This window comes from Sorangium sp. So ce204 (assembly GCF_051526795.1).
Taxonomy (GTDB): Bacteria; Myxococcota_A; Polyangia; order Polyangiales; family Polyangiaceae; genus Sorangium; species Sorangium cellulosum_B.
The window spans coordinates 6,448,088-6,474,731 of record NZ_CP150317.1; the positions used below are offsets into that span (position 1 = coordinate 6,448,088).

Sequence of the window (26,644 nt, forward strand, 5' to 3'; positions counted from 1 at the left end):
CGGATCGCCCGCGACGCGCGATAGGAGCGGGACCGACGCGGCAGGCGCAACCGACACCGCTGTCGCGCTGGCGCGGCCGACACGGCAGACGGAAGAGGCGGAGCGGACGCAGCAGGCCCCGCCCAGGCAAGCCGGACGAGAAGAGGACGGTGGCGTTCGGGGCACCATGCCGCCCGCAGCGTCACGCGATCGTGATAGCGTGGCCGGACGAAACACCAGGGGGGAACGCCATGCAACCACGGCCGAACGGGCGGGTGCATGGAGGATCAGGGCGAGCGGCGGATGGGGGAAACGGCCGGACAACCAGCCTGGGCGACGCGAGCGCCCAGCAGGGGGACCGCGCGGATCGACGCGTCGAGCGGGAGGATCCTGCGCGTCAGCAGCTCGCTTTGCCTGCTGCTGGGCTACTCGGAGGGCGAGCTGCTCCAGAAAAAGCTGTCGGATCTCGCGCTGCCGGAAGACCGCGCGGGCTCGCTGGCCGCGTGGCGCTCGCTCCTCGAAGCCGACGAGGAGGAGCTCACCTTCGAGATGAGCTGCCGCTGCAAGGACGGCGACGTCCGCTCGCTCCACGTGACCGGCGTCTTCGTCCGTGACGTCCGGCAGAGGCCGTATCGCGCGGTGGTGTTCGTCGAGGACATCACCGAGCCGAGGAACGCGGAGGAGCGGGCGCTCGCCGCGGAGCAGGCGCTGGCGGAGTGCGAGGCCAAGCTGCGGAACATCTTCCACAGCAACATGGCCCCGATGGCCTTCTGGACGCATGACGGACGCATCATCGAGGCGAACGACGCCTATCTGAAGCTCGTGGGCCACACGCGGGAAGAGGTCGCGGCCGGCCTGGTCCGCTGGGATGCCGACATGTCGCCGGAGGATCGCGCCGCCGGCGACCGCGCCCTGGCGGAGCTGCGGGCGAGCCGGTGGACGTTCACGCCCTTCGAGAGGACCTATGTGCTGCGCGACGGCAGGCGCCTCAAGATGCTGGTGAGCGGCTGTCTGCTGCCCGGTGAGCGGTACGAGGAGGCCGGCTTCGCGATCGTGCTCGACATGACGGCGCTCCGGCAGACGGAGGCGGCGGTCCAGCGGTGCGAGCAGGTCTTCCGCGCCATCGGGGAGTCCATCGACTATGGCCTCTGGGTCAGCGACGCGGCAGGACAGAACATCTACAGCAGCCACGCGTTCCTCCAGATGGCCGGGATAAAGCAGGAGCAATGCTCGGGTCACGGGTGGATCGAGACGCTGCACCCGGACGACCGGCAGAAGGTCGCGATCTTCGAGGAGTGCGTACGGCGGGGTGAGCCGTTCGAGGAGGAGCTCCGTTACGTCAGCCCTGACGGCGCCGTCCACCCCGTCCTCAACCGGGGCGTCCCGGTCCGCGACGAGCAAGGCGAGATCACCGCCTGGGTCGGCATCTGTCTCGACGTCAGCCGGCTCAAGCGCACGGAGGACGCGCTGCGCGAGAGCGAGGGCCGGCTCCGCGCGGCGCTCGACGAGGCGCAGCGGGTCATCGCGGAGCGCGGGCGCCTGGAGGACGAGCTCCGCGCGCGCGAGCGGGAGCTCGCGTCGCTGATGGCGAACTCGCCCGACGTGATCTACCGCCTGGACCTCGACCTGCGCTGCACCTTCATGTCGCCCACCTCGTGGACGGTGATGGGGTTCCCGCCGGAGCATTACATCGGCAGGACGCCCCACGACAACGGGCTCCCGACCGAGGTGATCGAGGTGAGCGAGGCCGCGTGCCGCGAGGCGCTCGCGACGGCCAGACCGCAGCGGATGGAGTTCAGCCTCGGCGGGCGGCGGTTCCGCGCCCGGATCATCCCCGAGCTCGGGCCCGAGGGCAGCGTGGACTCGTTCATGGGGATCACCGAGGACGTCACCGCGGAGCGGCTGGCCGAGGAAGAGCGCCAGAAGCTGCTCGAGAGCGAGCGCGCCGCGCGCGACGAGGCGGAGCGGGTGAGCCGGGTCAAGGACGACTTCGTCGCGACGCTCTCGCACGAGCTGCGCTCGCCCATCAACGCCATCCTCGGCTGGGCGCGCATCCTGCGGGGCCGGGCGCCCGATGTGCAGACGCTCGCGCGGGGGCTCGAGGTCATCGAGCGCAACGCGCGGCTCCAGGCCGACATGGTGTCCGAGCTGCTCGACATGAGCCGGATCGTCTCGGGGAAGCTGCGGCTCGACGTGCAGCCGGTCGACCTGCCGACGGTCATCCAGAGCGCGATCGAGGCGATCCAGCTCGCGGCGGAGACCAAGGGGATCGCGGTCGCCTCGAGCATCGACCCCGAGGCGAGCTCCCTGAGGGGGGATCCCGCGCGGATCCACCAGGTCGTCTGGAACCTCCTGTCGAACGCCGTGAAGTTCACGCCCCCGGGCGGGCGGATCGACGTCGCGCTGCGGCGCGAGGGCGCGCACGCCGCGCTGTCGGTGACCGACACCGGCATGGGCATCGCCCCGCAGTTCCTCCCCCACCTGTTCGAGCGCTTCCGGCAGGCGGACGCGTCCTCGACGAGGAAGCACGGCGGGCTCGGCATCGGCCTGTCGATCGTCAAGCACCTGGTCGAGCTGCACGGCGGCACCGTGGAGGTCGCGAGCCAGGGCGAGCACCTGGGCGCGACCTTCACCGTGACGCTGCCGCTCGCCGGCGTCTCGCAGCAGGCGCCCGACGCGGCGGAGCGCCCCAGCGAGGCGTGCGCCGAGGCGCTGGCCGACTACCCGGGCGCGTCGCTCGCCGGCATGCGGGTGCTGGTGGTCGACGACCAGCCCGACGCGCGCGAGGTCGCCCAGCGCGTGCTGGAGGAGTGCGAGGCGACGGTCACGACCGCGGGATCCGCCGCCGAGGCGCTGGCCATCCTTTCGCAGGATCGGCCCGACGTCCTCGTCAGCGACCTCGGGATGCCTGGCGAGGACGGCTTCCAGCTCATCCGCAGGGTGCGGGGCCTCGACGAGGCGCTCGGCGGGGCGACGCCGGCCGTCGCGCTCAGCGCGCTGGCGCGGGCCGAGGACAAGGCGCGGGCGCTCGGCGCCGGGTACCAGGCGCACGTCGCCAAGCCCCTGGATCCGGCCGAGCTCGTCGGGGTGATCGCGGCGCTGGCCAAGGATCGGGCGAACCAGACGAACCAGACGAACCAGACGAGCGAGACGGCTCCGACCGATCGGACGAGCCGATGAGCGGCGGTTGCTCCGGGGGAGCTCTTTGGATTAGGTAGAAGCCTTTACAGCGCCGTCCACGGCGGGATGGCGAGCACGGCCATGGTCCAACAGATTTCCGTGAAAGACCTCTTTCTGAAGCTGAAGGCGGGCGAGCCCGTGTACCTCCTCGACGTGCGCACGCCCGGCGAGCACGAGATCGCCGCGCTGCCGGGCAGCACGCTGATCCCGCTGAACGAGCTCGTCGAGCGGGCCGACGAGGTCGCGCCGGGCGAGGGCGCGCTGGTCGTCGCCTACTGCCACCACGGCGTCCGGAGCCTCTCGGCCGCCGCCCTCCTCGAGAAGCTCGGCCACGAGCGCGTCGCCTCGCTCCAGGGCGGCATCGACGCGTGGTCGATCCACATCGACGAGAGCGTCCCGCGGTACTGATCCCCCATCGACGAGCTCAGTTGAGCGAGGCGGCGCCGAGCCGGAAGTAGAGCGATCGGCCTGCGCCGCACGCGCTGCAGGCGACCTTCGCGACGCGGAGGCGGACGCCGTCGAGCGTCTCGGCCGTGTGGTCTTCCACGCGGAAGGCGCCGCGGCAGCGCGGGCACGGGATCGACCGGGCGGCCACCTCGACCTGCGAGGCCGCGTCGAGGGGGATGGCGCGCCCGGGGGTGTGGCCCGGCTCGAGCAGCGCGAGCCGCTCGATATCGCGGGTGAGCTTCGCCGACGTGCGATCGCCTTCGCGCCGGGCGGCGCGGGCCGAGAGCTTCTTCTTCGCCATGATGCCTGTCCCTGCGGCCCGCCGGTGTGGAGACGCCGCCCGCGCGGGGAGCGCGAGGCCGGGTCTACCGCTTGTCGCGGATCGTCTCCAGGTCCTCGTACACGTCCTCGGCGCCTCCGCCGTACACGTCGCGCTCTGGCGAGACGGTGCGCGAGCGCGAGGGCGCGAGGGTGCCGGGCCGCCGCCGCACCTTGGGGGGCCGGACCCCTTGCGGGCGGTGTTCAGGGACCGCTGCGGGCTCGGGCGTCGTGGCGGCAGCGTCGACCGCGGAGGGCGCGTCGGCCCCGGCCGGATCCGCGGGTTGCGAGGGCGCTTCCGGGGCCGGCGCGACGCCGGAGGGCGCGGGCGTGCCGAACGGCGCAGGGCCGGCCGTGCCCGCGAGGGTCATCGGCGCGTCCTGGCCCGCCGGCGACCTGGCGGCCACCGGCGCGCTCGAGCTCGCCGACCAGCGCGCCGCGGCGAGCGCTACCGCGGCGAGGAGCGTTGCGGCGGCCGCGATCCACGCGCCCGCGTTGCGGCGCCAGCGGAACGCGCGGGAGCGCCACCGCTCGCGGCGGCGTTCGGTCCCTTCGCGCCGGCTCCAGGCGATCTCCTTCCCGTCCGGCTGGCCGTCCGGCTGGGTCAGCGGCACCGCCCGCTTGCCCGCGCCGAGCTGCTGCGGCGGCGCCCCCCGCTTGCGCGCCATCGTCAGCGTGGGGCCGTCCTCGCGCGCCATCGTCAGCGTGGGGCCTTCTTCGCCCGCCATCGCCGACGTGGGGCCCTCCTCGCGCGCCATCGTCAGCGTCGGGCCTTCATCGCGCGCCATCGTCAGCGTCGGGCCGTCCTCGGGAGCCGCCTTCAGCGCGATGCCGCTGTCCTGCGCCGTCTTCAGCGCGGCGCCGCTGTCCTGCGCCGTCGCCGGCGCGGGGCCGATGTCCTCCGCCATTTTCAGCGCGGCGCCGCTGCCCTGCGCTGTCGCCAGCACGGAACCGCTGCCTTGCGCCATCTTCAGCGCGAGGCCGTCGCTCCGGGGCATCGTCAGCGTGGGGCCGTCCTCGGCGCTCCCCCCGTGCGAGGACCGGTCGTTCCGCACCATCTTCAGCGTGGGCCTGCTGTCCTGCGCCGGGGTCGTGGGGCCGCTGCTCCGCGCCAGCGCCAGCGTGGGCCGCTCCGCGACGGCCACGAGGGGGAGCGTGCGACGCTCGCTGGACGGGGCGTCGGCGCTGGACGAGGTCGCCGCCGCAGCGCCCTGGCTGGGCAGGGTGGTCACGTGGTCGCCGCCGGGCGCGAGCGCCGTCGAGCAGGGACCTGCCCCGGCTCCCGCCCCTTTTTCGGCGTCCGGCGCGTCCGGCAGGGTCGACGAAGCGCCCGGGCCGTCGTTGGCCGCGGCGGGCAGCGTGCTCGCGACGCCGTCGCCCGAGGGCCCGAGGGGCCGCGACGACGGAAAGGCCTTGCCCCGGGCGATCGCCTCGATCTGCGCCAGGGCGCGGGCGGAGTGCTCCGAGCCGAACGGCGCGAGCTCGCGCGCCAGATGCGCCACGGTCTGGACGCGCAGCTCCGGCTCTTTCTCGAGGCAGCGCAGGATGATGTCCTCGAGCCGGGCCGGAAGATCCATCCGGTGCACCCGCGGCGGCGTGGGCGCCTGCATGGCGATGGCGACGAAGAGCGCCGAGATCCTGGACACCTCGAAGGGAAAGCGCGCCGTCAGGAGCTGGTAGAGGATGACGCCGAGCGACCAGATGTCGGTGCGCGCGTCGACGTCTTTCGAGCACCGCACCTGCTCGGGCGACATGTAGCAGGGGGAGCCGAGCATCATCTCGGACGCCGTGAGCTTGCCGTCGTCCTCGGCGGCGGCCGACTTGGAGAGGCCGAAATCGAGCACCTTGACGATGGGCGCGCCGGTCGCGCCGGTCGTGAGGAAGAGGTTCCCCGGCTTGAGGTCCCGATGGACGATGCCGCGCGCGTGCGCCTCGGCGATGGCCTCGCAGCCCTGGATCACGTAATCGACCGCCTCGGACACGGGCAAGGGCCCGCGCGCCTCGATCTCCCGCTGGAGATCGCGGCCGCGCAGGTACTCCATGACGAGGTAGGGGACGCCGAGATCGCCCGTGCCGACGTCGATGACGCGGGCGACGTGCTCGCTGCGGATCGCCGCCGCGGCGCGCGCCTCGCGCAGGAAGCGGGCGCTCGCGCCGGGCAGCGTCATCGCGCGGGGGAGGAGGAACTTGACGGCCACGCGCTGGCGCAGCGAGACGTGCTCGGCGGCGAAGATGACGCCCATGGCGCCCCGGCCGAGGCTGCGCTCGAGGCGGTATTTCTGCGCGAAGACCTCGCCTATCGCTGGGATGCCCGCCGTTGACGCGGGGGCATCCGGTTCCGATGGCCCGACCTCCATGGGCACACTATAGCCGCGCTCCCGCTTTTTTTGACGCGAAGATGCGGGACGTCGGGGGTGGGGGCGGCCGGATGCGGGGGCAGCGGAACGCGGTCGCGAGGGTCGCCGTAGGCAGGCCGCGCACCTTCCATCACTCCCATGGTGGGCGCCATCGGCCACGCGCGGCGCGCGAGGCCCAGACGTCCTCACGCGCCCCCCCGCGCTCGCCCCTGGCAGCTACCGCGGCCCCGGGAGCAGCCCTGCCGCGACCAACAACCGTCGCTCCGCGCGCCGGCGCGGGTGGTTGAGCTGGAGCAGGCGCACCGTCACCCGTGCCACGGCGGCCTTCGGGACGAGCTCCTCCCCATGCACCTCGAAATGATCGCTCCAGGCGTCCCGCCGCGGGTTGAACAAGGCTGTGAGCTCCCCGGTCTCCACATCGATGGAAGCGAGATCAGTCCCTTTGTGCTTGTTGCACAGGACGCAAGAGAGGGCGAGATTCTCCGGTGCGGTCGCGCCACCATGCTTCAGCGCAACGATGTGATCGATCTCGTGCGCCGCCAGCGTCATCTGCTCCGGGATGAGGCAGTACTCGCAGCGACCCCCGGCTCGCTCGCCGACGAGCCGCCGCAACGCGGCCGTGATTTGCGTGGGCTCATCTGTCCTTGAGCTTCATCGCCGCCTTCGCCTTGGCGATCCGGACCAGATGCTCGATGTAGTCGATCCGTTCCCACTCGAGCTGCTCTTCGGGGCTGAGCCCTGAGCGGCGGCTCTTCTCCAGGAGCTCCTGGATCCGATGCTGCAGCGTCGGGGCTGCCCGGAGGCCCAGCACCTCTTCGGCCGTCGGCAAGGTCGCCAGGAGCTCCAGGATATCCGCGACCCCCTCGTACTCCGAGGAGGCTTCCGCGCTCAGCGCACGCAGCCCGAGGTCGAGAATCCGAGGCAATCGATCCGCCAGAGCGTGCAGCTTCTCGGCAACCTCGTCAGGGACGTCGAGGGTGATCGACGACATGGCACCTCGCGCAGCGTTGGCTCGGGTGAGCCTAGCGCGTCCGGCGCCATCGCCGTCGCGCGAACTTCATGGTGACTCCCTCGCGAGGCGCGGCAAACGCAAGAACGGCGTACCGCACGCGGCGCCGTGCTCGAGGGGGTCCCGCCGCGCGTCACGTTCGCCACCCGTCGCGAGAACGCGCGACGCGACGACGCCGGGCTTGCCCGCACCCCCTCGCCTGCGACGCCTTCCCCGCCCCCTCCGGCATTGCGACATCCCTCTCGCCATGGCACGAGCCCGCCCTCATGCCGACCCGCCCCTTCACCCTGGGCCGCTCCCGCCCGCTCTCGGGCGATCCCGGCGCCGCGGGCGCGCGCCCGTTCGAGCTGCCGGCGCACCACCTCGTGACCCACGGCGTGGTCGTCGGCATGACCGGCAGCGGCAAGACCGGGCTCGTCATGGTCCTCGTCGAGGAGGCGCTGCGCTCGGGCGTCCCGGTGCTCATGGTCGACGTGAAGGGCGACCTGCCCAACCTGCTCTTCACGTTCCCGGAGCTCTCCGCGGCCGAGTTCGAGCCGTGGATCGACCCCTCGGCGGCCGCGCGCGACGGCCGCTCCACGGCCGACGTCGCCGAGGGGCTCGCGGCGCGCTGGCGCGACGGCCTCGCCTCGTCGGGGCTCGGGTCGGGCGACGTCGCCGCGCTCCGCGCCCGCATGGCCCCGCGCCTGCTGACGCCGGGCACCACGGCGGGCGAGCCGGTCCACGTGCTGTCGGCGCTCGAGGCCCCCTCCCCGCTCTGGGACGAGGACGAGGAGGCCGCCCGCGAGGCGCTCTCGGCCTCGCTGTCGCTCCTGCTCCGGCTCGTCGGCCGCGACCCGGATCCGGCCCGGAGCCGCGAGCACGTGCTGCTCGCGCACCTCGCCGAGCGGCGGCTGCGCGCGCGGCGGGCCGCGGGGCTCGAGGAGCTGCTCGCGGACCTGGCCGATCCGCCGATCGCCGCCGTGGGCGCCCTCGGCGTCGACGAGTTCTTCGCCCCCAAGGAGCGCCAGGCGCTCGCCCGCGAGCTCAACACCCTGCTCGCCTCGCCCACGTTCGCCACCTGGCGCAAGGGCGCGCCGCTCGACGTCGCGGCGTGGCTCGCGCCGCAGGCAGGCAGCGGCGGCGGCAAGACCCCGGCGGTGATCGTCAGCGTCGCGCACCTCGACGACGACGAGCGGCTCCTCGTCCTCGGGCTGCTGTTCGATCAGCTGCTCTCGTGGGTGCGCGGCCTCCCGGGCACGAGCGACCTGCGCGCCCTCGTGGTCTTCGACGAGGTCTTCGGCTTCCTGCCGCCGCACCCGGCGAACCCGCCCACGAAGCGGCCGCTGCTCGCGCTGCTGAAGCAGGCGCGCGCCTTCGGGGTCGGCGTCGTCCTCGCCACGCAGAACCCGATGGACCTCGACTACAAGGCGCTCTCGAACGCCGGCGCGTGGTTCGTGGGCCGGCTCCAGACCGACGCCGACCGCGAGCGCGTCGTCGAGGGGCTCTCGGGCGCGGACGGCGGCGCCGGCGGCGTCGGGGCCGCGGCCCTCTCGGCCACGCTGAAGGCGCTCCCCCCGCGCACGTTCTTCGTGCGCGACGTCCACATGCAGCCGCCGTCGTTCCTCGCCGAGACGCGCTTCAGCCTGTCGTGGCTGCGTGGCCCGGTCACCCGGCGCGAGATCGGTCGCCTCGTCCGGAGCATCTCCCCTCCCCCGCCGCCTGCGCCTGCGCCCGATCCGACACGCGCCACGCCCAGGCCGACACGTGATTCTCTCGATCCTGGGTCAAAACAACCAGATCCCAGAGCTGATTCTCTGGATGTAAGGTCAAAACAACCAGATCCCAGAGCTGATTCTCTGGATGCAAGGTCAAAACAACCAGATCCCAGAGCTGATTCTCTGGATGCAAGGTCAAAACAACCAGATCCCAGAGCTGATTCTCTGGATCCTAGGCTCGCACCTCCCGCTCCGAAGCGTGCGTCGCCCGGTCCGTCGAGCCCCGCCCAGCGCGCGGCCGTGGGCCCGGGCGGCACGGTCGTCCTCGACCCGCGCCACGCGCCGCCCGCACCGCAGCCCGCGCGGCGCAGCGGGGCCGCTCGCGCGGAAGCCGGCGCAAGGGCGCCGACGCCCCCGCCGGCTGCGGCCGCGCCCCCGCCGCCTCCCGAGGGCTGGCGGAGCCTCTACGCGCACGCCCCTGCCGCCGCGCCGGAGGGCTTCCGGTACATCCCGTGGGTTGCTGCCTCCGTGATCGCCCACCTGCGCGACACGAAGCTCGGCGTCGCCCTCAACCGGAGCCAGCTCCTCGCCGCCCCGCTCCTGCCCGACGGCAGGCCGGATCTCTCGCGCGTCGCCCGGCTCGACGCCTCGCTGCTCGCCACGGCGCCCGCCGCGGGCGCCCGCTTCGCCGAGCTGCCCGCCCCGCTCGCGAAGCGCGCCACCGCGCAGGCCGCGGCGCGCGCGCTCCGGGAGCACGCCTACCGCACGACCGAGGCCGCGGTGGCCGTCCACAAGGAGCTCGGGCTCGCGCAGGACGACGGCGAGCCTCTCGAGGCGTTCGCCGCCCGCTGCCGCGCCGCCGCGGCCCGGCTCGCCGCCGCCGAGCAGCAGCAGGTCGTCGGCCGGTTCGCGCCCAGGATCGCGCGCCTCGGCGAGCGCATCGCCGTCGCGAAGGCGCGGTACGGCGAGGCCGAGGCCGAGGTGGCCGCGCTCCCCGGCGCCGTGGGCGCCGCGCTCCTCGGGCTCGTCGCCGGCCGGGACACCGCCCGGCGCGCCGGGACCCAGCGCGACAAGGCCGCCGCGAAGCTCGAGCGCGCGCGGCAGGAGTGGACCGAGGCGGACGCCGCGCTCCGCGACCTCCACGCCGCGCAGGCCGCCGAGCTCGCGGCGCTGGAGCAGCTCCCGCTGCGCGCCGGCGAGGGCATCGAGACGAAGCGCCTCGTCCCCAAGAAGAACGACGTCGAGGTCGCGTTCGTGGCGCTCGCCTGGGCCGCGACGCTCGCCGGCCCTGCGTGAGCCCGCGGCGGGACGCCCGCAACCTCGACCCGAAGCCCGTCCGGGGTCCGGTGCGCCCGCTTGAGGCGATCCCGAGCGCAGCCCAGCTCGCTGCAGGGATTCCGTGCAGTACAGCGCGCCTCCGTCCCGGGCTCGCGTTCCACGGAGCCCGAGCTCGCGTTCCACGGAGCCGGAGTGCGAACGTGCGCCCACGCTTGGCGAACGCGCGCGGACAGCGTAGGCTCGACAGGGTGAGCGTCCTGGTACGTGGCCGGGTTTCGCGTGGTCGGCTTCTCGTCGACGCCCCGCTCGATCTGCCCGATGACACCGAGGTCGAGCTCATGGTGCTCGTGGAAGAACAGGACAGCCTGGACGCTGCCGACCGTGCCCAGCTGCATGAAGCGCTGCGAGCCTCTCGGGCCGAGCTGGAGCGAGGCGATGTCGTACCGGTCGAGGACGTGCTGGCGGGGCTCTAGAGAGCAGGTCCTCCCGAGTGAAGCGCTACGGCGTCCAGAGCACGGCGCATGCCCGTGCCCAGATGCAGACCGTCTCACGCTGGTGGCGTGAGAACCGGCCCAGCAACCCGGCGCTGTTCCGAGACGAGCTCACCGCCGCCACGGCGCGTCTCAGCGCGTTCCCTGACGCAGGCACATCGTACGAGGAGAGCGACGTCGACGGCATGCGCCGCGTCCTGCTGCCACGAACGAGCTACCACGTGTATTACGTCGTCAACGACACGACCCGGACCGTGACGATCATGGCGGTGTGGCATTCGGCCCGAGGCCATGGGCCTCCGCTTCGCTGATCTCTCGCCGCGAGGGCGCTCTGCGCTCACGTTGGCAGCGAGTCGCTACGCTCCCGCGACGTCGCGGTATCCCTCCCACCATCGAGGCGCTAGGCTCCCCCGCATGCAGCCGATCGGCTCACGTGAGCGACGCCTCGACGGGGAGCCCGGGCGGCTCTTCCCCAGGTAACGTCATGCCGTCCTCCCGCTTCCGCGCCGGGCTCGCCCGTCCGAGCTCGGCGCCCGCCGAGATCGCGTGGTTCGCGTTCCACGGCGACGATCTCCTCGTCCGCGCGCGAGCGTCGGAAGACGGCGGCGGCGATCGCTTCGACCTCCCGATCGCGGCCGATCTCGCCGATCTCGGCGTCTCCGTCACGCGCGCGCAGCCGCTCGGCGAGCTGGACGGGCGCGCCTGCCGCTCCGCCGAGCTCGCGCAGGGCGCGCCGGCGCCGGCGGGGTATGCCTACGTCTCGCTGCGGCGCCTCCACGGGCGCATCGATCCGGAGCTGTTCGAGATCGCGGGCACGGCGTACCAGGTGCAGCACTGGGACAAGGCGCACCAGTACTGCGCGGCGTGCGGCGCCGCGCTCGAGGCCGGGCAGGACGAGCGCGTCAAACGCTGCCTCCGCTGCGCGAGCAACTACTTCCCCCGGATCACGCCGGCGACGATCGTGCTCGTCGAGGACGGCCCGCGCGTCCTGATGACGCGCCAGGCGCGGTTCCCCGCGGGCATGTACGGCCTCGTCGCCGGGTTCGTCGAGCCGGGCGAGACGCTGGAGACGTGCGTCGCGCGCGAGGTCCACGAGGAGACGGGCGTCGACGTCGCCGATATCGTCTATTTCGGCAGCCAGCCGTGGCCCTTCCCCCACCAGATCATGGTCGGCTTCACCGCCCGCTACGCCGGCGGCGAGCTCCGCGTCGACACGCGCGAGCTCGAGGACGCGCGCTGGTTCCACCGCGACGCGCTGCCGCTCCTGCCGCCGCCGCTCAGCATCGCCCGGAAGCTCATCGAGGCCTGGCTCGCGCGGCCGGCGCGGTAGCGGCGCCGGGCGACCGCTTCGACGTGCGATTCAATGTCGACGCACGCCTAACATGCGTCGGCGAGGTTCACATGCGGATACGCGCGGATCTTCGCGTCCGCGGTGAGCAGAGGACAGCCGTGAATCCGAGCCGTGGCCACGAGGATCTGGTCCGCAGGATCGCTGTGGAACTCGCCGGGCAACCGGGTCGATTCAGCTGCGATGCTCGGCGTGAGCGGCAGGAGCAGCACGCCGGGATACGCCAGCGCAGCTCTGAGCCAGGCGTCGATGTCGCACGGCAGCGCGAGCCGTCCGCGCTCGACGAGCTTCGCCACCTCCCAGCAGGAGATCGCGCTCACCCCGAGGCCATTCGCTTCGCTCCGCCGTATCAACTCCGCCCAGGCAGAGGTGAGGCGCTCATCGCGCTGGACCCACCATACCCAGACGTGGGTATCCAGAACGATCATCGTTCCGCCTCCCACCCTCCGGGCTCTGCCGGAGAGAACGGATTGTCAAAGCGGTATGGCGTTCCCTGCAGCGGGTATGCCGAAGACTGCGGCCGCTCCTTGACGAGCACGATCACCTCCACGCTCGTCCCGGGGCCGAGCGGCAGCCCCTCGATCGTCAGAGTCCCATCCGGCCGAACCGTCGCCTCAAGGCGGTGCGCTTCCATGGCTCAGTATAGCCTGGCGCCGCCCCGCTCGACCCCGCCGCCGCCCGCCGCGGCGCCTCAGACGCGCCGCAGCTTCCACGCGCCGCGGCGGAACACGAGCCCGCCCGCGACGGCAAACGTCGAGAACGCCACCGCGATCGCGACGAACACGCCCGCCGGGCCGAGCCCCGCGGCGCCCGAGAGGCCCCAGGCGAGCGGGATCTCCCAGAGCCAGAAGCAGACGAAGTTCAGCAGCGTGGGCGTCCAGGTGTCGCCGGCGCCGTTGAACGCCTGCGTGAACACAAGGCCGAAGCCGTAGAACAGGAACCCGCACGAGAGGATCCGCAGCGTCTGCGTGCCGAACCCGAGCACCTCGGCGTCGTCCGTGAACGCGCCGACGATGGCGCGGGCGCCCACCGCGAAGACGACGCCCACCGCGCCGAGCATGACGGTGGTCCAGATGCCCGCGCGGTACACGGCGGCCTCGGCCCGGTCGGGGCGCCCCGCGCCAAGGTTCTGCCCGACGAGGGTCGCGGCGGCGTTCGAGAGCCCGAGCGCCGGCAGGATCGCGAACACGATGACGCGCATCCCGATCGTGTACCCGGCGAGCGCCGCGCTCCCGAAGGGCGCGATGATGCGCACAAGGCCGCTCCAGCTCGCCATGGCGATGACGTTCTGCAGCGCGCCGTTCGCGAAGAGCCGCAGCAACGCCGCGAGCGCCCCCGGGTCGGGGACGAGGTGCCGCGCTCGCACCCTCACCCGGCCGCTGCCGCGCGTGAGGAAGAAGACCTGCAGCGCGACGCCGGTCCCGCGGCCAAGGGTCGTCCCGACCGCCGCGCCGGCCACGCCGAGCTCCGGGAACGGGCCGAGGCCGAAGATGAGGCACGGGCCGAGCGCCATGTTCAGCGCGTTCGAGAGCCAGAGCACCCGCATCGACAGCGCCGCGTCGCCCGCCCCGCGGAAGATCGCGTTGATGACGAACAGCATCAGGATCGTCGCGTTGCCGAGCAGCATGATCGAGGCGAACGGCGCGCCGATCGCGATCACCCCGGGCGTCGCCCCCATCGCCGCGAGCAGCCGCGGGGCGAGCAGGGCGCCGACCGCCGAGATGGGCAGCGAGATGAGCAGGCCGAGCACGATCGCCTGCCCCGCCATGGCGGCCGCCTCCTCGTGGCGCCCCTCGCCGACCCGCCGCGCGACCGTCGCGGACGCGGCGACAGCGAGGCCCAGCGCGATGGCGTAGACGAGCGCGAGGAGCGACTCCGTGAGCCCGACGGCGGCGACAGCGTCGGCCCCGAGCCGCGAGACCCAGAAGACGTCGACCACGACGAAGAGCGACTCCATGAGCATCTCCATGACCATCGGGATCGCGAGCAGCGCGATCGCCCGGTCGATGGAGCCGGTGGTGAAGTCGTGCTCGCCGCCGCGGACCGCGTCGCGGAGCGTGGACCAGACGCCCGCGCCGCGGCGCGAGGGCGGCGAGGGCGCAAGAGCGTCCGCGCGCAGATCGGGGGCGGGTGGCGTGCCGTGGTCGCGCATGAAGGCCGGCAAGCTGATCGCGGGGGGCTGTTTCGTCCAGCGGCTTTGCACATCTTCGCCAGCACCGCCGTTCTCGGTGGGTCCCGACGGAGCCAGGGACCCCGGTGAGCCGGGCGCGCCGCTGAGCCCTGGCGTGTTCCGCGCCCCGCCCCCCTCCCGGCGCAGCGCCGCGCGCCGTCAGCGGATCGAGAACGGATCCCGGTCGCGCGCGCTGAGGGCGACGCGCAGCGACGGCACCGCGGCGCGCAGGCGCTCGGCGAGGCGCTTCAGCGCGGCGCGCTCGCTGTTCGAGTGCAGCGCGCACACCACGGTGACGCCCGCGCTCGCCGCGCGGAGCGCGTCGTGGTGGCGCAGCTCGCCGGTCAGGTAGAGCTCCGCCCCCTGCGCGATGGCGTCTTCGAGGAGCGCGCCGCCCGCGCCGGCGCACGTGGCCGCGCGGGAGACGGCGCGCTGCTCGGGGCCGGCCACGAGCAGCGCGTCGACCCCGAGGCCCTCCTTGATGCGGCCGAGCAGCTCGGAGACCGGCGCAGCGCCCGCGAGCGGTCCGATCCGCCCGATGCCGGCCCTGAGCGGCTCGGCGGCGAGCTCGACGAGATCGAACGCCACCTCCTCGTACGGGTGCGCGGCGCGCATCGCCTGCACGACCGCGGCGGTCCGGTCGCGGGGGACGACCATCTCCAGCCGCACCTCGGCGACGCGCTCGAGCCGGCCCTTCTCGCCGACCGTGGGGCTCGCGCCCTCCTCCCCGAAGAACGTGCCCGTCCCCAGCGTGCGGAAGCTGCAGCGCGAATACCGGCCGATCCGGCCCGCGCCCGCCTCGGCGAGCGCGTCGGCCACGGCGTCGGCGTGATCCTCCGGGACGAAGACGACCAGCTTGTGCTGCCACGCCTTGGCTGGCGCTCGCCGGAGCGGCGCGCGGTCCGCCGAGATCCCGAGCGCGTCGGCGAGGACATCGTTGGTGCCCCCCTCGGCGACGTCGAGCGCGGTGTGGGGCGAGTAGAGGGCGATGCCGTCGCGGATGGCCGCGAAGATCGGGCTCGGCGCGACCACGCGCTTCACGGCCTCGAAGAGGGGCGGATGGTAGGCGACGACGAGATCGCAGCCGAGATCGCGCGCCTCCCGGGCGACCTCGGGGGTGTAATCGATGGCGAGGAGCGCCGCCGACGAGGGCCGCGCCGGGTCGCCCGCGAGCAGGCCTATGTTGTCCCAGGGCTCCGCGAACCGGAGCGGCGCGATCGACTCGAGCGCTGAAAGGACGTCTCGGAGGAGGGTCATGAGCGGCTCTATACCAGCGGCGACCGCCGTTCGCCGCCGCGAGGGCTCGCCGCGCCAGCGGCGCAATCGATGCAGACCAGGCCTGTGCCATGCTGTGCCGGGCATCCCGCGCTGAGAGGCTGCGCCCGCGGATCCTGCGCTGGTACGGATGCTGCTATTCTCTGGCACCATGGCCAGTCTCCCCTCTTCTCCGGCTCAATTTCGGATCGCGCTCGCTCACCAGCTGACACGCGCGATCCTCGCCACCGCGACGCTCAACGTGGCTGTTGGAGGCGCCGCCTGCGGCGGCGACGTCACCCTGGAGCGCGCGTCGGGCGGAGGCGGTGGGCCCGCGTCGGGCGACGAGAGCTCGGGGGCACGCGGAGGGATGGGCGGGGATGGCGGGCCAGGGGGCAATGGCTTCACGTCAATCCAGGCAGGCGGCGTCCAGTGGACCGAGGAAGGAACGATCTGTGTCGCCGTGGGGCCCTCGGGACAGGGAGGACAGGGCGGTGTCGGGGGAGCTGCCGGCGAAGGGGGGGCTGCCGGCGAAGGGGGGGCTGCCGGCGAGGGCGGCATCGGCGGCTCACCCGCGGGCACGTGCCCAACCTTCGACCCCTACGGCTCCTCCGTCCCGGGCTCGCCGCCGGGTGCGCCCGCGGGGTGCTGGTACACGAGCCTCGGTGAAGGCGTCCTCCGAGGCAGCGAGTGCTGCTACGAGTTCGTCGCGACCTGCGGCGGCACAGGCCGCCCGTTCCTCGTGGGCGAGCGCGCGCGCACTGCGCGGGCAGAGCGGCGAGCGGCGAGCGCGTGGGGCGCCGCGGCGCGCTCGGACGTGGCGGCGCTGACGCCGTCGACCCGCGCCGCGCTGGCCGAGGCATGGCTCCGCGACGCCTTGCTCGAGCACGCGTCGGTCGCCTCCTTCGCGCGGTTCTCGCTGGAGCTGATGGCGGTCGGGGCCCCCCCGGACATGCTCGCTGCCGCGCACGAGGCCGCGGGCGACGAGGTGCGCCACGCGGCGCTCTGCTTCGGCCTGGCGAGCGCGTACGCCGGCGCGGCGCTCGCGCCGGCGCCGTTCGCGTTCGGCGGGCGGGTCGAGGTCGCCTCGGGCCTGCCCGAGCTCGCGGCGCGCGCCGTCCGCGAGGGCTGCGTCGGCGAGACGCTCGCCGCCCTGCAAGCCAGCGAGCAGCTCTCGCTCGCCACGGACGCCGCGGTCCGGAGCGCCCTTGCCACGATCGCCGAGGACGAGGCCCGGCACGCCGAGCTCGCGTGGCGCTTCGTGGCCTGGGCGCTCCAGACGGGCGGCGAGCCGGTGCGCCGGGCGGTCTCCGAGGCCTTCGAGGCGGCCCTCGCCTCGCCTCCTCCGGCCGCCACGGCGCCGGACGCCGAGGCCGACGCCCTCGCCGCGCACGGGCGCCCTGACGGCGCGGCGCTGGCCGCCTCCCACCGCCGCGCGGTCGCGGAGGTCATCGCGCCTGCGATGCGCGCGCTGCTGGGCGCGTGATCCTAGCGAGGACGCGATCCGGCGTGTACCGGAAGGTGGACGATGCGCAAGCGCAGGCGCAGGCGCAGCTCGCTCCGGACACGCCGCGCGCAGATCGAGTGGAAAACCATCCAGAAGGCGGTCAGTAGATCGAGACGATGCGCCGATCGATCACAGGCTACCACCAGGACGATGCGAACGACTGGGTGGCCGAGCTGAGCTGTGGACATGGCCAGCACGTCCGGCACAAGCCGCCGTTCTTCTCGCGCCCCTGGGTCGTCACGTCCGAGGGCCGCGCATCGATGCTCGGCACCGAGCTCGACTGCGTGCGCTGCGATCGGATCGAGATGCCCGACGGGCTGATCGCGTACAGTCGGACGGCCGAGTTCGACGAGGCCACGATCCCTTCCGGCCTGCGAAGGAACCATTCCACCAAGCCCGGCGTATGGGGCGTGATCCACGTGGTCTCGGGGCGGCTCCGCTACCGGATCGATGGGCTCGGCGGTCGAGAGCTCTCCCTCGATCCGGAGAGCCCAGGGATCGTCGTCCCCGAGGTGCTGCACCACGTCGACCCCGACGGCCCGGTGCGGTTCTTCGTGGAGTTTCGACGCAAGGGCGGGTAACCCGACCCCGAATGGGACGGTCGCACCAGGCGTTCTGGGTCCTCATGAGCCGATCCTCCATCACCCTGCTGGTCGCCGCCGTCATCGGGTGTAGCCCGCCTTCTCCCACCCCGTCGGCGTGCGTCTCCACGGCTCCTGCAGAGCCAGGCCGAGCTCCGGCGCCCGGCGCGACCACGCCCCCGGCCGGCACCTCCGCCGCAGAAATGCCGGCGCCCGCGCCAGCACCCCAGGCCGCCACGGACACCGCCGGTAGCTCCAAGGTGAGCCTCGACGATCCGCGGACCCAGAAGATCAGGGCCCGGTATCAGGACATCCAGGCCCGCAAGGACATGACACGAAGCGAGCTCCGCTTCGAGTGCGCCGGCGGCGAGGGACGCGGCGAGCTCCGGTTGTACCAGGCGGACGGCGCGATCCAGAAGGCGCAGATCGCGGCCGCCGACGCGGGGCACGGCGAGTCGGCGTACCAGCTCTACTACGATCAGGGCCAGCTGGTCTTCGCGCTGCACGACGATGGATCCTGGGCCTTCGACGGGACGAGGGGTACGCCGGACGAGCCGGCGACGACGAGCAGCGTCACGCAGCGCCGGTACTATGTTCACGAAGGCGAGCCCGTGCTCTGCATCAAGAAGCACGCGAAAGGTCCCACGGAGAAGCTAGGCCCCTTGCTGGAGCAGGCGCCCAACCGCCCTGACGATTGCTCCAGGGCCAAGGAGACGCAGCAGATCGCCTCCGCCGCCCTGGCGGGCGCCAAGGCCAAGACCGCGGATGGGCTCAAGAAGCTGCTCTGCGACTGAGCCCAGCGGCGCTACCGGACGGCTAATCTTCTTGGGACAAATCGGACATCGAACCGGAGGAGATGCGGCCCGCCTGCTCCTCCTCCAGCTCTTTCAGTGTCTTGCCATCCTGGGTCTTCCAGCAGACGCGGCCGTTGGCAGCGTTCCCGTACACGACCGCGGCCGCCGCGCTTGCGCTTGAGAACAGGACATCGGACGTAAATTTGAGGAGGTCCCCTCGCTTCATGAGCTTACCGTCCTTGATCAAGCCCTCCTTGAGCGCCAGATAGCCGCTTTGCCTAATACTCTCGTGGACCTGCGCCAGCGCGGTGGAGCCCTTAAAGACCACGAAGCCATCGTCCGCGATGGTGCCCGTCGCGCTCGCTCCTCGCACGGAGTAGAACAGCTGGACGCTCCGGTAGTCTCCACCGGTCGGCTGGTCGACGACAGGATCGAGGATACGATGGCCGAGCGCACCGAGCAACAGCCTGGCGTTGTTGAGGTACTCCTCCATCGCGTCCCTGTCGGCGCGCGGCAGCACGACCGGCACAGCTTCGTTCTGGTCGAGGCGATAGCGGCCGGCTGCCTTTGCCAGCTGGATGATGCGCGCCTCAAGATACTTGATGTGAGCCTTGGTCAGGTTCTCGTCCTTGCTCGTGAATATCACAACCTCTTGCCAGAACTCCTGCCCTGTCAAATGTTGCTTGATGCGACTCACCGCGACCTCGGCTTCACCTACGTAAACGTCTCTCCGCGTTATGTTCTCGGCGCCGATCAAGAAGTAGACGCCCGGGCGCCGCACGGCGGCCTCCCAGCGAGCTAGCTCAGCCACTCGGTTGCGCGGACAGAGCAGCGCCTGCCCTGTCCAGTTCACAAGCTCTGCATGGCGAAGACCAGATACTTCTCCGCCATCAAGATAGATCCGGATGCTCCTGCCCAGTGCCATCGACCCGCCTCCGCGCGCCGCCACAACCTAGCGCAGATCGCGGGCCTGTTGCGCATGAACTTCTCCGACGCGGCGCATCCAGCGCACGTCCTCGGAGGGTCAGACGCCGCAGAAGGGTGTCGCCCGATCCATACGCTGAAGGCTGGCTCGAGGTCGCGACCTCAGTCGACCGCGATCGCGACCGCCGTGACGTCGGGGTACGAGAATCCCTGTTTGACGGCGAACGGCTCGTCAGCGGACGAGCACAAACCATCTTCACGCGTGGCCGCGCCGAAGAGCTCGAGGGCGAGCTCGAACGCTCCGGAGTGAGCGGCAACGGCCCGCAGGCATTTCGCCGCGAATGGATTGTCCGGCTGCGCCGCGCAGGAGATCGGCATCTGCTGGGGCTCGTACAGAGCAGACTCGTTGTCGAACGCCGAGCAGCCATCCCAAAGCATCTCAACATGAGCGCCACCTCTCAAGGGCGCGGATGGCAAACGCGTGGGCCACGCCGGGGGATCCCACGGATCGAGAGGGTTTTCTGCACCGTGGAAGGTCGCGTGTGCCTCGGTGGGCAGCTCTGTGTCGGAGGGTTCAGCTCGGAGCCGCGCGTGGATCCTGCATCGGCGGGAGCGCCGGGCAAGGCATGCTTGGGCGAGACGGTCTCACGAGGCGAAGCTCAGGACGCCTCGCGCGGCTCTTGGCGCGCGCGCCGGAACATGGCGATCCCGAGCAGGATCCCGCCCGCGACGATGGCGATGTCAGCGACGTTGAACACCGGCCAGCGGTGAAGGTGGATGAAGTCGATGACATAGCCGCGGACGCCGCGATCGATCGCGTTCCCGAGCGCGCCGGCGACGATGAGCGCGTACCCGGCCTGCTCGGTGACCGAAGCGCGGCGGCTGCTCCACCAGCCCAGGAGCACCACGCCGAGCACGATCATCGAGCACACCAGGAGGACCGCCACCTTCGCCGGCGACTGGATGCCCCGGAGCAGGCTGAAGGCCATGTCGCGGTTCTCGGCGTAGCGGAGATCGAGCACCCCCGGCACGATCGACAGGGGACCTCGCCGCTCGAGCGCGGCCTGCGCGACCGCCTTGGTCGCATGATCGCACCCCACCAAGGCCAGCGTGAACAGAATCAGGACCCAGCCCATCACACGTCGCGCCATGGCCGATGGAACACGGGGCCCCGGTGGATTCTTCCCGGTTTCTCGCGCGAGAGAGGACGGTCTGGAGCGAGCGCCGCCCCCGAGCGGGTTTCAGGCAAGGAAGCCCGGCAGCGGTCCGCAGTTCGGCTCGATGCCGATGCCGGTCGCGGCGTGGCCGAGCGCGTTCATCACGGACGTGAGCAGCTTGTTCGAGCTCTGCGCGGTGGTGTTGTTGATGTACTGGCCCACGTTCACGCCCAGGTTCTTCCCGCCGATGACCAGGTACTGCATGTCCCGCGGGTTGTGGCTGTGGTTCGTGCCGCTCTCGACGCCCCAGAGCAGGATCGTGTTGTCGAGCATCGTGCCGCTGCCCTCGCGGATGCCCGCGAGCCGCTTCGCCAGGTACGCGATGTGGCTCGCCCAGAAACGATCGAACAGCATGAAGGCCTGGCGCGTTGTCATCGACTCACCACCGACGCTGACGCTGTCGTTCGTGCGGCTGACGTGCGCGACAACGTCGTGCCAGCTCTGGCTGAAGCCGAGGAGGCCCTCGTGGTGGCCGCCGGAGAAGCTGAAGTGGTAGTCCGCGACCCGCGTGCGATCGCACGTGAACGCGCTCACGATGATGTCGGCCTGGATCTGCGCCCAGCGCGTGATCGTCGTCGCGTTGCTGGTGCTGCCGTTGTAGCCGGAGGTGTCCGCGCGCTCGCACGCCGCGCCGGCCGGGACCGACGTGCCGCCGCCCATGCCCGCGATGCGCTTCTCGAGCTCGAACAGCGCCTCCACGTGGAGCTCGAGCTTCTGGCGCTCGGCCTGGCCGAGGAAGCCCTGGATGGTCTTGAGCTCGCCCGTGTTGATCTGGAGGATGCGCTGGTCGGCCTTGCGCTTCGCGGCCGCGACGGCGTCCGACATGCCGCCGGGCGCGGGCGTCGGCGCGGCGCCGTCGAAGGTGACGCCGCTGAAGATCGTGCTGAACGCGCGCGCGGGGTCGGCCGTGTGGGTCATGGGCTGGCCGGGGCCGCTGTACGAGATGATATGGCGCTTGTCGGCGCCGCCGCGATCGGCGACGCACAGGTGGATGCTCGCGATCGGCGTGCCGCCGCGCAGGTCGGAGCTCTTGAGCAGGATCTGATCGAGCGAGGGGCCGTTCGCGTGGTGCGAGCTCTCGTCGATGAAGCGCGCGCCCGTGAACAGCTGCGCCATGCCGGCCTCGTGGTGATTCCCGACCGTCCAGGCATGGTCGAGCCGGCGCAAGAACAGCATGTTGCTCTCGAGGCCACGGAAATCGGCGAGCGGCTCCTGGAGCTGGAAACTCGACCCGCTGCCGGTCGGCCACCACTCGGGCGGGTGCGAGTCGGGCGTGAAGATCAGCACCAGCCGCTTGGGCACGACGGTCTGCGCCTCGACCTCGCGGTGGCGCAGCAGCGGCGCCAGGAAGATGGCGCCGGCCGCCGTCTTCAGGATGTCTCGTCTGGATACGTCGAAGGGCCTGGGCATGTTCGATCCTCGATGGCCGTAGCTAGTCGCGCACGCGCTCCAGCGTGCTCGGCGAAGAGAGGAGCGCCACGAGCAGGTCGCGCAGGAGACCGGTGCGATCCAGCGCCGCCGTGCCCCGCACGACCGGCGGAATACCGCGCGCCGACTCGACCTGGCCGAAATAGAAGCGGAAGGCCTGCCGCGCCACGCACTCGCGGACCCAGCTGCTGCGCGACAGCGCCTCCCCCAGCCCGGCGGCGCTGTCGTACTCGCCGTCGACGTCGGTGTTGAGCAGCAGGCTCACCGCGTTGATCGGCTGCGGCGCGGCCACGGGCTCGGTGAGCGACGGGCTCCTGTACTGCTCGAGCGTCCGATAGCGGCCCGCCCCGTCGAAATTCTCGAGCATGTAGCCGACGTTGTCGGTCAACGCGTGGCAGCTCCGGCAGGCCGGCTGCGCGGCGTGTGTATCGTACAGCTCGCGCGTGGTCTTCGGGGCCATGCGAAGCTCGCTCTCTTCGATCGGCGGCGGCGTGAAGTTGTCGGGCAACGTGATGTGCTGGCACAGCAGCTGATCGCGGATGAACAGGCCGCGGAGCGTCGGGGACGTGAGGTACTGCTTGGCGGTCTTCGAGAGCACGGATCCGAGGGAGAGCAGGCCGCTCCGCGCGGTGTCCGTCGCGCCCGAGGCGTCGCTGCGGTAAAACGCGGAGAGCGCCGGATCGACCTCGGGTACAGGCGCCGTGAGCAGGCTCGCGATCGAGCCCTCCATGCCTCCGTTCGCGCGGAGGAAGCTCTGCGTCTCGGCGAACATCGCCCCCTTCACATCGGCGAAGCCGGGGAACACGTCCTCGAACTTCTCCACCTCGGCCTCGAACGTGTGCAGCCGCAACCACTGGACGAGGAAGTGACCGAGCTGGTCGGCGGCGCCCGGCGTCGAGAGCAGCTGGTCGATGTGACCGGGAAGCAGCGCGGGATCGGCCAGCTCGCCGCGATCGGCGGCGGCGACCAGCGTCGCAGAGGGCGGCTCGCCGAGCACGCTGTACGAAAGGAAGGTCGCGATCTCGTGGTCCGTCAGCCGGAACGCCGCTTTCGCCTCGTCGCTCGGCGCGCCGATCTCGGTCCGGTACAAGAAATAGGGGGAGCTCAGCACGCCCTTCAGCACCCAGCGGAACGGCAGCGCCGGATCCCCGGACTCGGCGGCGAGATCGAACACTTCGCCATAACTGGTCAGGTCCTCCGCCGTCGCGGGCCGCCGGAACGCCTTGCTGACCGCCGCGCGCACGAAGTCCGTTTTGCACGTCGCGTCGACCTTGCCGCACGGGATCAGCGCGCTGAGCTGCCGCTCGCTGAGCGCGAGCACCGCGGCCTCGGCCTTGGCGGCGTACTGCTCGGCCAGGGTCACGCGGACGAGCCCGCTGGTGGACATGTTCGGATAGATGCCGTTGTCCGGCACGGGCTCCGGGTCCGAAATGTCGATCGACACGCCGAGCAAGCCCCGGACGGAGCGACCGTACTCCTCCGGGGTGAGCAGCCATGTCCGGGCGCGCAGCGCCGCGGAGGCGGGCGTGGGCGCCGCGTACGGCAAGCTCCCGTCGGCCTGCGGCGGGGGAACGTCGCTGCCTGTCTCGCCGACAGCCGCGCCCGAGGACGGATCGCCGAGCTGCCCGGTGCAGGCGGGCGCCAGAGAACCCAAGACGAAGATCCAGCCCAGAGAGCGAAAACGCATATCGGATCTCCACATGGGTGCGCGGCGCCGATCGGGACCGCTCCCGTCGAGGAGGCTGGAAGTCCAACGCCGTCGCAAATCAAACCGTCCGAAGCCACCTACCATCGTACAGCGTCATTGTTACGCTGCAGTGGATGGCGAAGATCCCGCTGCGCAAGACGACCTATCCAGAGCCGAGCAGAACGGTCCACTCGTATGGACAGTGAACGAGCAGTTGGCCGATTTCAACTCCAATCGGCCCGCCCGTGGCGCTCCTCGAGCACGATGGATGCGGACTCCCGGGCACCTGCGCGACAGCCCGCAGGTGCATCGTAAATCTGTTGCTCGGGCATATCGACAGCGCTCAGCCCTCTTGCCGGGCGCGCAGGCAGCAGGGGTCGAATCGTCGAGGAGAGGTGGATCCCGCGCGAGCACGGGCAGTCGCGCGCTCGCGGGCGTGACGCGTTGCAGAGGGTGGACGACGCGCCCTCGACGGCGGCACATCTCATCTCCGGTAGGGCCGGAGCAGGGCTGTGTTATCCTGCTGGAGGAGGATGGCCTCGCTTCCCTCGCCCGCGACACCTTCTTTGACGCTGCTCTCGGCGGGGCCGCCGTGCCCCGGGCGCAGGGACTTACCCTGGAAGCGGAAACACGATGCGCCATAGGCTTCTTCGCTGTCACGTCATCCCTGTGCTCGTGGCCCTCGCCGCCGGCTGCTCGGGCGGGGGGAGCCAGCCCAGCCCCGGCGCCGACGGCACCCATCTCCCACCAGATCAGCCGCCCGATTCTCCGCCTGATCAGCCGCCCGATTCTCCGCCTGATCAGGCGCCCGATTCTCCGCCTGATCAGCCGCTCGGACCTGAGCAGCAGGAGGAGCTCGGCGCCTTGCTCGCCGAGCGGGAGGCCTCGGCGAACATGACCGCCGACGACTTCGCCTCGCGGTACCCCGTCCCCTTCGCGTCGGGCGTGTCCTACGCACCGGCGGACGCCGCGGGCCTCTCGCTCCTCCAGGACACCGCGCTCGCACTCGACCAGGACGAGCTCGCGAAGCTCTCCGAGAACGGCTTCGTCATCTCTGGCAAGAAATCCTTCCCGACGTTCGTCTATGGCTACGACAGCATCTACGGGCTCGACCTGCCGCTCTATGTGTCGGCGGACTCGATCCTGTTCGCGGTCCACCGCTCGTACGACGCGATCCTGAAGTCGCTGGAGGCTGCCTCGCTCGCGCCCGAGCTCGGGAAGATGCTGAAGGAGATGCGCGCGCAGCTCGCCGAGGGCGCCGGAGGAGAGCTCGACGCCGAGGCGCGCGCGGACGCGGACCTCTTCACGGCCGTCGCGCTCGCGCTGATCGAGGGCACGCCGGTCGCCCCCGTCGCGGGCGCCGACGCCGCGACGATCGACGCGCTCGTCGCGGGCGCCGAGGCCCACCAGGGCATGGCGGAGGTCCGCCTCTTCGGCACGGACCGGCTCATGGACTTCTCGCAGTTCGAGCCTCGGGGCCATTACGTCGACTTCGCGCGTCCCGAGCTGGCGCGCTACTTCCGCAGCATGATGTGGCTCGGCCGCGTCGACTTCCGCTTCCTCGAGACCCAGAGCGACGGCTCGCAGGTCCTACAGCGGCGGCAGCTCGAGGGCGCGTACGTGCTGCGCGCCCTCGCCGGCGCGGAGACCCTCGCCCGCTACAAGCGCATCGACGACGCGATCCAGGCCTTCGTCGGCGAGAGTGACTACATGACCCTGCCGGAGCTCGACGACCTGCTCGCCGATCTCGGCCTCAGCGACGCCTCGGGCCTCGCCGGCGTCCCGGACGCGCGCATCATCGAGGTCATCGTGAAGGAGGGCCACGGCACGCAGCGGATCGCGAGCCACATCATGATCAACGGGCTCTCGAAAGGCACATTGCCCCTCTCGTCGAGCTTCGCGCTGCTCGGTCAGCGGTACGTCGTCGACTCCCACGTCTTCTCGAACGTCGTCTACGACCGGGTGAAGGGCGGCGCCGTCAAGCGCATGATGCCGAACCCGCTCGACGTGGGCTTCGCCGCGCTCGGCAATGATCAAGCGGGTCAGCTGCTCGCGCCCGAGCTCAGGCAGTTCCCCTATGCGCCCGACCTGCACATGATGCGCGTGCTCGTCGACGCGCACCCCGGGGACTTCTGGGGCAAGAACCTCTACAACCGCTGGCTCGGCGCGCTGCGGGAGCTGTCGCCGGCCCGGGCGCTCGGCGACGGCGAGGGGCTGCCGGGCGTGGCCAGGACCGAGGCGTGGGGCCGGCGCCTGCTGAACACCCAGCTCGCCTCCTGGGCCGAGCTCCGCCACAACACCCTGCTCTACGCCAAGCAGTCGTACACGGGCGGGGCTCAGTGCGAGTTCCCGGACGCGTACGTCGACCCGTACCCGGCGTTCTTCGCGCGCGTCGCCGAGCTGGCCGAGCACGGCGCCGAGATCGCCAGCACGCTCGATCTGTCGGGCGCGTCGCCGCTCACCGAACCGCAGCTCGAACAGCGTCTGTCGGCGTACTTCTCGCGGCTCCGCGACGTCGCGCAGACGCTCGGTGAGATGGCCGCGAATGAGCGCGCCGGCCTGCCCCTCACGCCGGAACACCTCGATTTCATCAACCAGGCCGTCAGGCTCCGGAGCGGTTGTGGCGGCGGCCCGGCGGTGGGCGCCGACGGGTGGTACGCGCAGCTCTTCTTCGATCAGATGAACAGCGTGGCGCAGGATCCGACGATCGCCGACGTGCACACCCAGCCGACGGACGAGGGCGGCGCGTCGGTCGGCCGCGTGCTGCACGTGGCCACCGGCCTGCCGCGGCTCATGGTCGTGACGGCCGATCCCTGCGGCGGCGCGCCTCGCGCGTTCGTGGGGCTCGCCTCGTCCTACTTCGAGAAGATCACCGGGGACTTCGAGCGCCTGACCGATCAGGAGTGGGCCGGTGAGCTCAAGAATGCGACGCCCGACGACGTGCCCTGGATGAAGGCTCTCGTCTCCCGCTGATCCCG

22 protein-coding genes are annotated in these 26,644 nt (G+C 71.7%); 10 read left to right on the forward strand and 12 right to left on the reverse strand.

Annotated elements, in window-relative coordinates:
- The first annotated feature begins 258 nt into the window (after positions 1-258).
- Positions 259-3,159, forward strand: coding sequence for a hybrid sensor histidine kinase/response regulator (locus WMF22_RS23955; protein ID WP_438037143.1), 2,901 nt, complete (start codon positions 259-261; stop codon positions 3,157-3,159).
- A 99-nt stretch (positions 3,160-3,258) separates the two neighbouring features.
- Complete coding sequence (locus WMF22_RS23960) at positions 3,259-3,567, forward strand: rhodanese-like domain-containing protein (RefSeq protein ID WP_231865002.1); 309 nt, start codon at positions 3,259-3,261, stop codon at positions 3,565-3,567.
- A 16-nt stretch (positions 3,568-3,583) separates the two neighbouring features.
- Here the strand turns inward: WMF22_RS23960 and WMF22_RS23965 are convergent, their stop codons facing one another.
- The 4 genes from WMF22_RS23965 to WMF22_RS23980 form a co-directional block, all read right to left on the reverse strand.
- Positions 3,584-3,907: a hypothetical protein gene (locus WMF22_RS23965; protein WP_012236999.1), complete on the reverse strand. Its 324-nt coding sequence runs from the start codon at positions 3,905-3,907 to the stop codon at positions 3,584-3,586.
- A 64-nt stretch (positions 3,908-3,971) separates the two neighbouring features.
- On the reverse strand, positions 3,972-6,281 hold the full coding sequence (locus WMF22_RS23970) for a serine/threonine-protein kinase (RefSeq protein WP_437301398.1): 2,310 nt from the start codon (positions 6,279-6,281) through the stop codon (positions 3,972-3,974).
- 216 nt (positions 6,282-6,497) lie between these two features.
- Positions 6,498-6,893 (reverse strand): HNH endonuclease, encoded by a 396-nt coding sequence (locus WMF22_RS23975; RefSeq protein ID WP_438037144.1) that lies wholly within the window; start codon positions 6,891-6,893, stop codon positions 6,498-6,500.
- 22 nt (positions 6,894-6,915) lie between these two features.
- A complete protein-coding gene (locus WMF22_RS23980) occupies positions 6,916-7,272 on the reverse strand; it encodes a hypothetical protein (RefSeq protein ID WP_437301400.1) in 357 nt (118 codons plus the stop codon).
- A gap of 284 nt (positions 7,273-7,556) precedes the next feature.
- On the opposite strand from WMF22_RS23980, the gene WMF22_RS23985 reads away from it, so the two are divergent.
- The 4 genes from WMF22_RS23985 to nudC all read left to right on the forward strand — a co-directional run bounded on the left by WMF22_RS23985 (position 7,557) and on the right by nudC (position 12,086).
- On the forward strand, positions 7,557-10,283 hold the full coding sequence (locus tag WMF22_RS23985) for a helicase HerA-like domain-containing protein (RefSeq protein WP_438037145.1): 2,727 nt from the start codon (positions 7,557-7,559) through the stop codon (positions 10,281-10,283).
- A gap of 230 nt (positions 10,284-10,513) precedes the next feature.
- Positions 10,514-10,738 carry a hypothetical protein gene (locus WMF22_RS23990; protein ID WP_437804117.1) on the forward strand — a complete coding sequence of 75 codons (225 nt, stop codon included), beginning with the start codon at positions 10,514-10,516 and terminating at the stop codon, positions 10,736-10,738.
- 17 nt (positions 10,739-10,755) lie between these two features.
- Complete coding sequence (locus WMF22_RS23995) at positions 10,756-11,067, forward strand: type II toxin-antitoxin system RelE/ParE family toxin (protein WP_437301403.1); 312 nt, start codon at positions 10,756-10,758, stop codon at positions 11,065-11,067.
- A 173-nt stretch (positions 11,068-11,240) separates the two neighbouring features.
- Positions 11,241-12,086 carry an NAD(+) diphosphatase gene (nudC, locus tag WMF22_RS24000; protein WP_438037146.1) on the forward strand — a complete coding sequence of 282 codons (846 nt, stop codon included), beginning with the start codon at positions 11,241-11,243 and terminating at the stop codon, positions 12,084-12,086.
- A gap of 47 nt (positions 12,087-12,133) precedes the next feature.
- Here the strand turns inward: nudC and WMF22_RS24005 are convergent, their stop codons facing one another.
- From WMF22_RS24005 to WMF22_RS24015, 3 genes are all read right to left on the reverse strand, one after another.
- Entirely contained in the window at positions 12,134-12,532 is a 399-nt protein-coding gene (locus WMF22_RS24005; RefSeq protein ID WP_438037147.1) for a type II toxin-antitoxin system VapC family toxin, read from the reverse strand.
- A gap of 263 nt (positions 12,533-12,795) precedes the next feature.
- Positions 12,796-14,256: an MATE family efflux transporter gene (locus WMF22_RS24010; protein ID WP_438037148.1), complete on the reverse strand. Its 1,461-nt coding sequence runs from the start codon at positions 14,254-14,256 to the stop codon at positions 12,796-12,798.
- A 177-nt stretch (positions 14,257-14,433) separates the two neighbouring features.
- Positions 14,434-15,531 carry a Nif3-like dinuclear metal center hexameric protein gene (locus WMF22_RS24015; protein WP_438037149.1) on the reverse strand — a complete coding sequence of 366 codons (1,098 nt, stop codon included), beginning with the start codon at positions 15,529-15,531 and terminating at the stop codon, positions 14,434-14,436.
- A gap of 259 nt (positions 15,532-15,790) precedes the next feature.
- On the opposite strand from WMF22_RS24015, the gene WMF22_RS24020 reads away from it, so the two are divergent.
- The 3 genes from WMF22_RS24020 (at position 15,791) to WMF22_RS24030 (ending at position 18,410) form a co-directional block, all read left to right on the forward strand.
- The gene (locus tag WMF22_RS24020) at positions 15,791-17,014 is read left to right on the forward strand and encodes a ferritin-like domain-containing protein (protein WP_438037150.1); all 1,224 of its coding nucleotides are present in this window, start codon (positions 15,791-15,793) and stop codon (positions 17,012-17,014) included.
- A gap of 137 nt (positions 17,015-17,151) precedes the next feature.
- Positions 17,152-17,616 carry a DUF3565 domain-containing protein gene (locus tag WMF22_RS24025; protein ID WP_438037151.1) on the forward strand — a complete coding sequence of 155 codons (465 nt, stop codon included), beginning with the start codon at positions 17,152-17,154 and terminating at the stop codon, positions 17,614-17,616.
- A 44-nt stretch (positions 17,617-17,660) separates the two neighbouring features.
- Positions 17,661-18,410: a hypothetical protein gene (locus tag WMF22_RS24030; protein ID WP_438037152.1), complete on the forward strand. Its 750-nt coding sequence runs from the start codon at positions 17,661-17,663 to the stop codon at positions 18,408-18,410.
- Positions 18,411-18,432: 22 nt separating this feature from the next.
- Here WMF22_RS24030 and WMF22_RS24035 read toward each other — a convergent pair whose 3' ends face one another.
- The 5 genes from WMF22_RS24035 to WMF22_RS24055 all read right to left on the reverse strand — a co-directional run bounded on the left by WMF22_RS24035 (position 18,433) and on the right by WMF22_RS24055 (position 23,666).
- A complete protein-coding gene (locus WMF22_RS24035; RefSeq protein WP_438037153.1) occupies positions 18,433-19,335 on the reverse strand; it encodes a GIY-YIG nuclease family protein in 903 nt (300 codons plus the stop codon).
- A 161-nt stretch (positions 19,336-19,496) separates the two neighbouring features.
- Positions 19,497-19,712 (reverse strand): hypothetical protein, encoded by a 216-nt coding sequence (locus WMF22_RS24040; protein WP_438037154.1) that lies wholly within the window; start codon positions 19,710-19,712, stop codon positions 19,497-19,499.
- A 281-nt stretch (positions 19,713-19,993) separates the two neighbouring features.
- Positions 19,994-20,485: a signal peptidase II gene (gene lspA, locus WMF22_RS24045; protein ID WP_438037155.1), complete on the reverse strand. Its 492-nt coding sequence runs from the start codon at positions 20,483-20,485 to the stop codon at positions 19,994-19,996.
- Positions 20,486-20,575: 90 nt separating this feature from the next.
- The gene (locus WMF22_RS24050) at positions 20,576-21,961 is read right to left on the reverse strand and encodes a DUF1552 domain-containing protein (protein WP_438037156.1); all 1,386 of its coding nucleotides are present in this window, start codon (positions 21,959-21,961) and stop codon (positions 20,576-20,578) included.
- 22 nt (positions 21,962-21,983) lie between these two features.
- Positions 21,984-23,666 (reverse strand): DUF1588 domain-containing protein, encoded by a 1,683-nt coding sequence (locus WMF22_RS24055; protein WP_438037157.1) that lies wholly within the window; start codon positions 23,664-23,666, stop codon positions 21,984-21,986.
- A gap of 633 nt (positions 23,667-24,299) precedes the next feature.
- On the opposite strand from WMF22_RS24055, the gene WMF22_RS24060 reads away from it, so the two are divergent.
- Positions 24,300-26,639, forward strand: coding sequence for a DUF3160 domain-containing protein (locus WMF22_RS24060; RefSeq protein ID WP_438037158.1), 2,340 nt, complete (start codon positions 24,300-24,302; stop codon positions 26,637-26,639).
- The last annotated feature ends 5 nt before the right edge of the window (positions 26,640-26,644 follow it).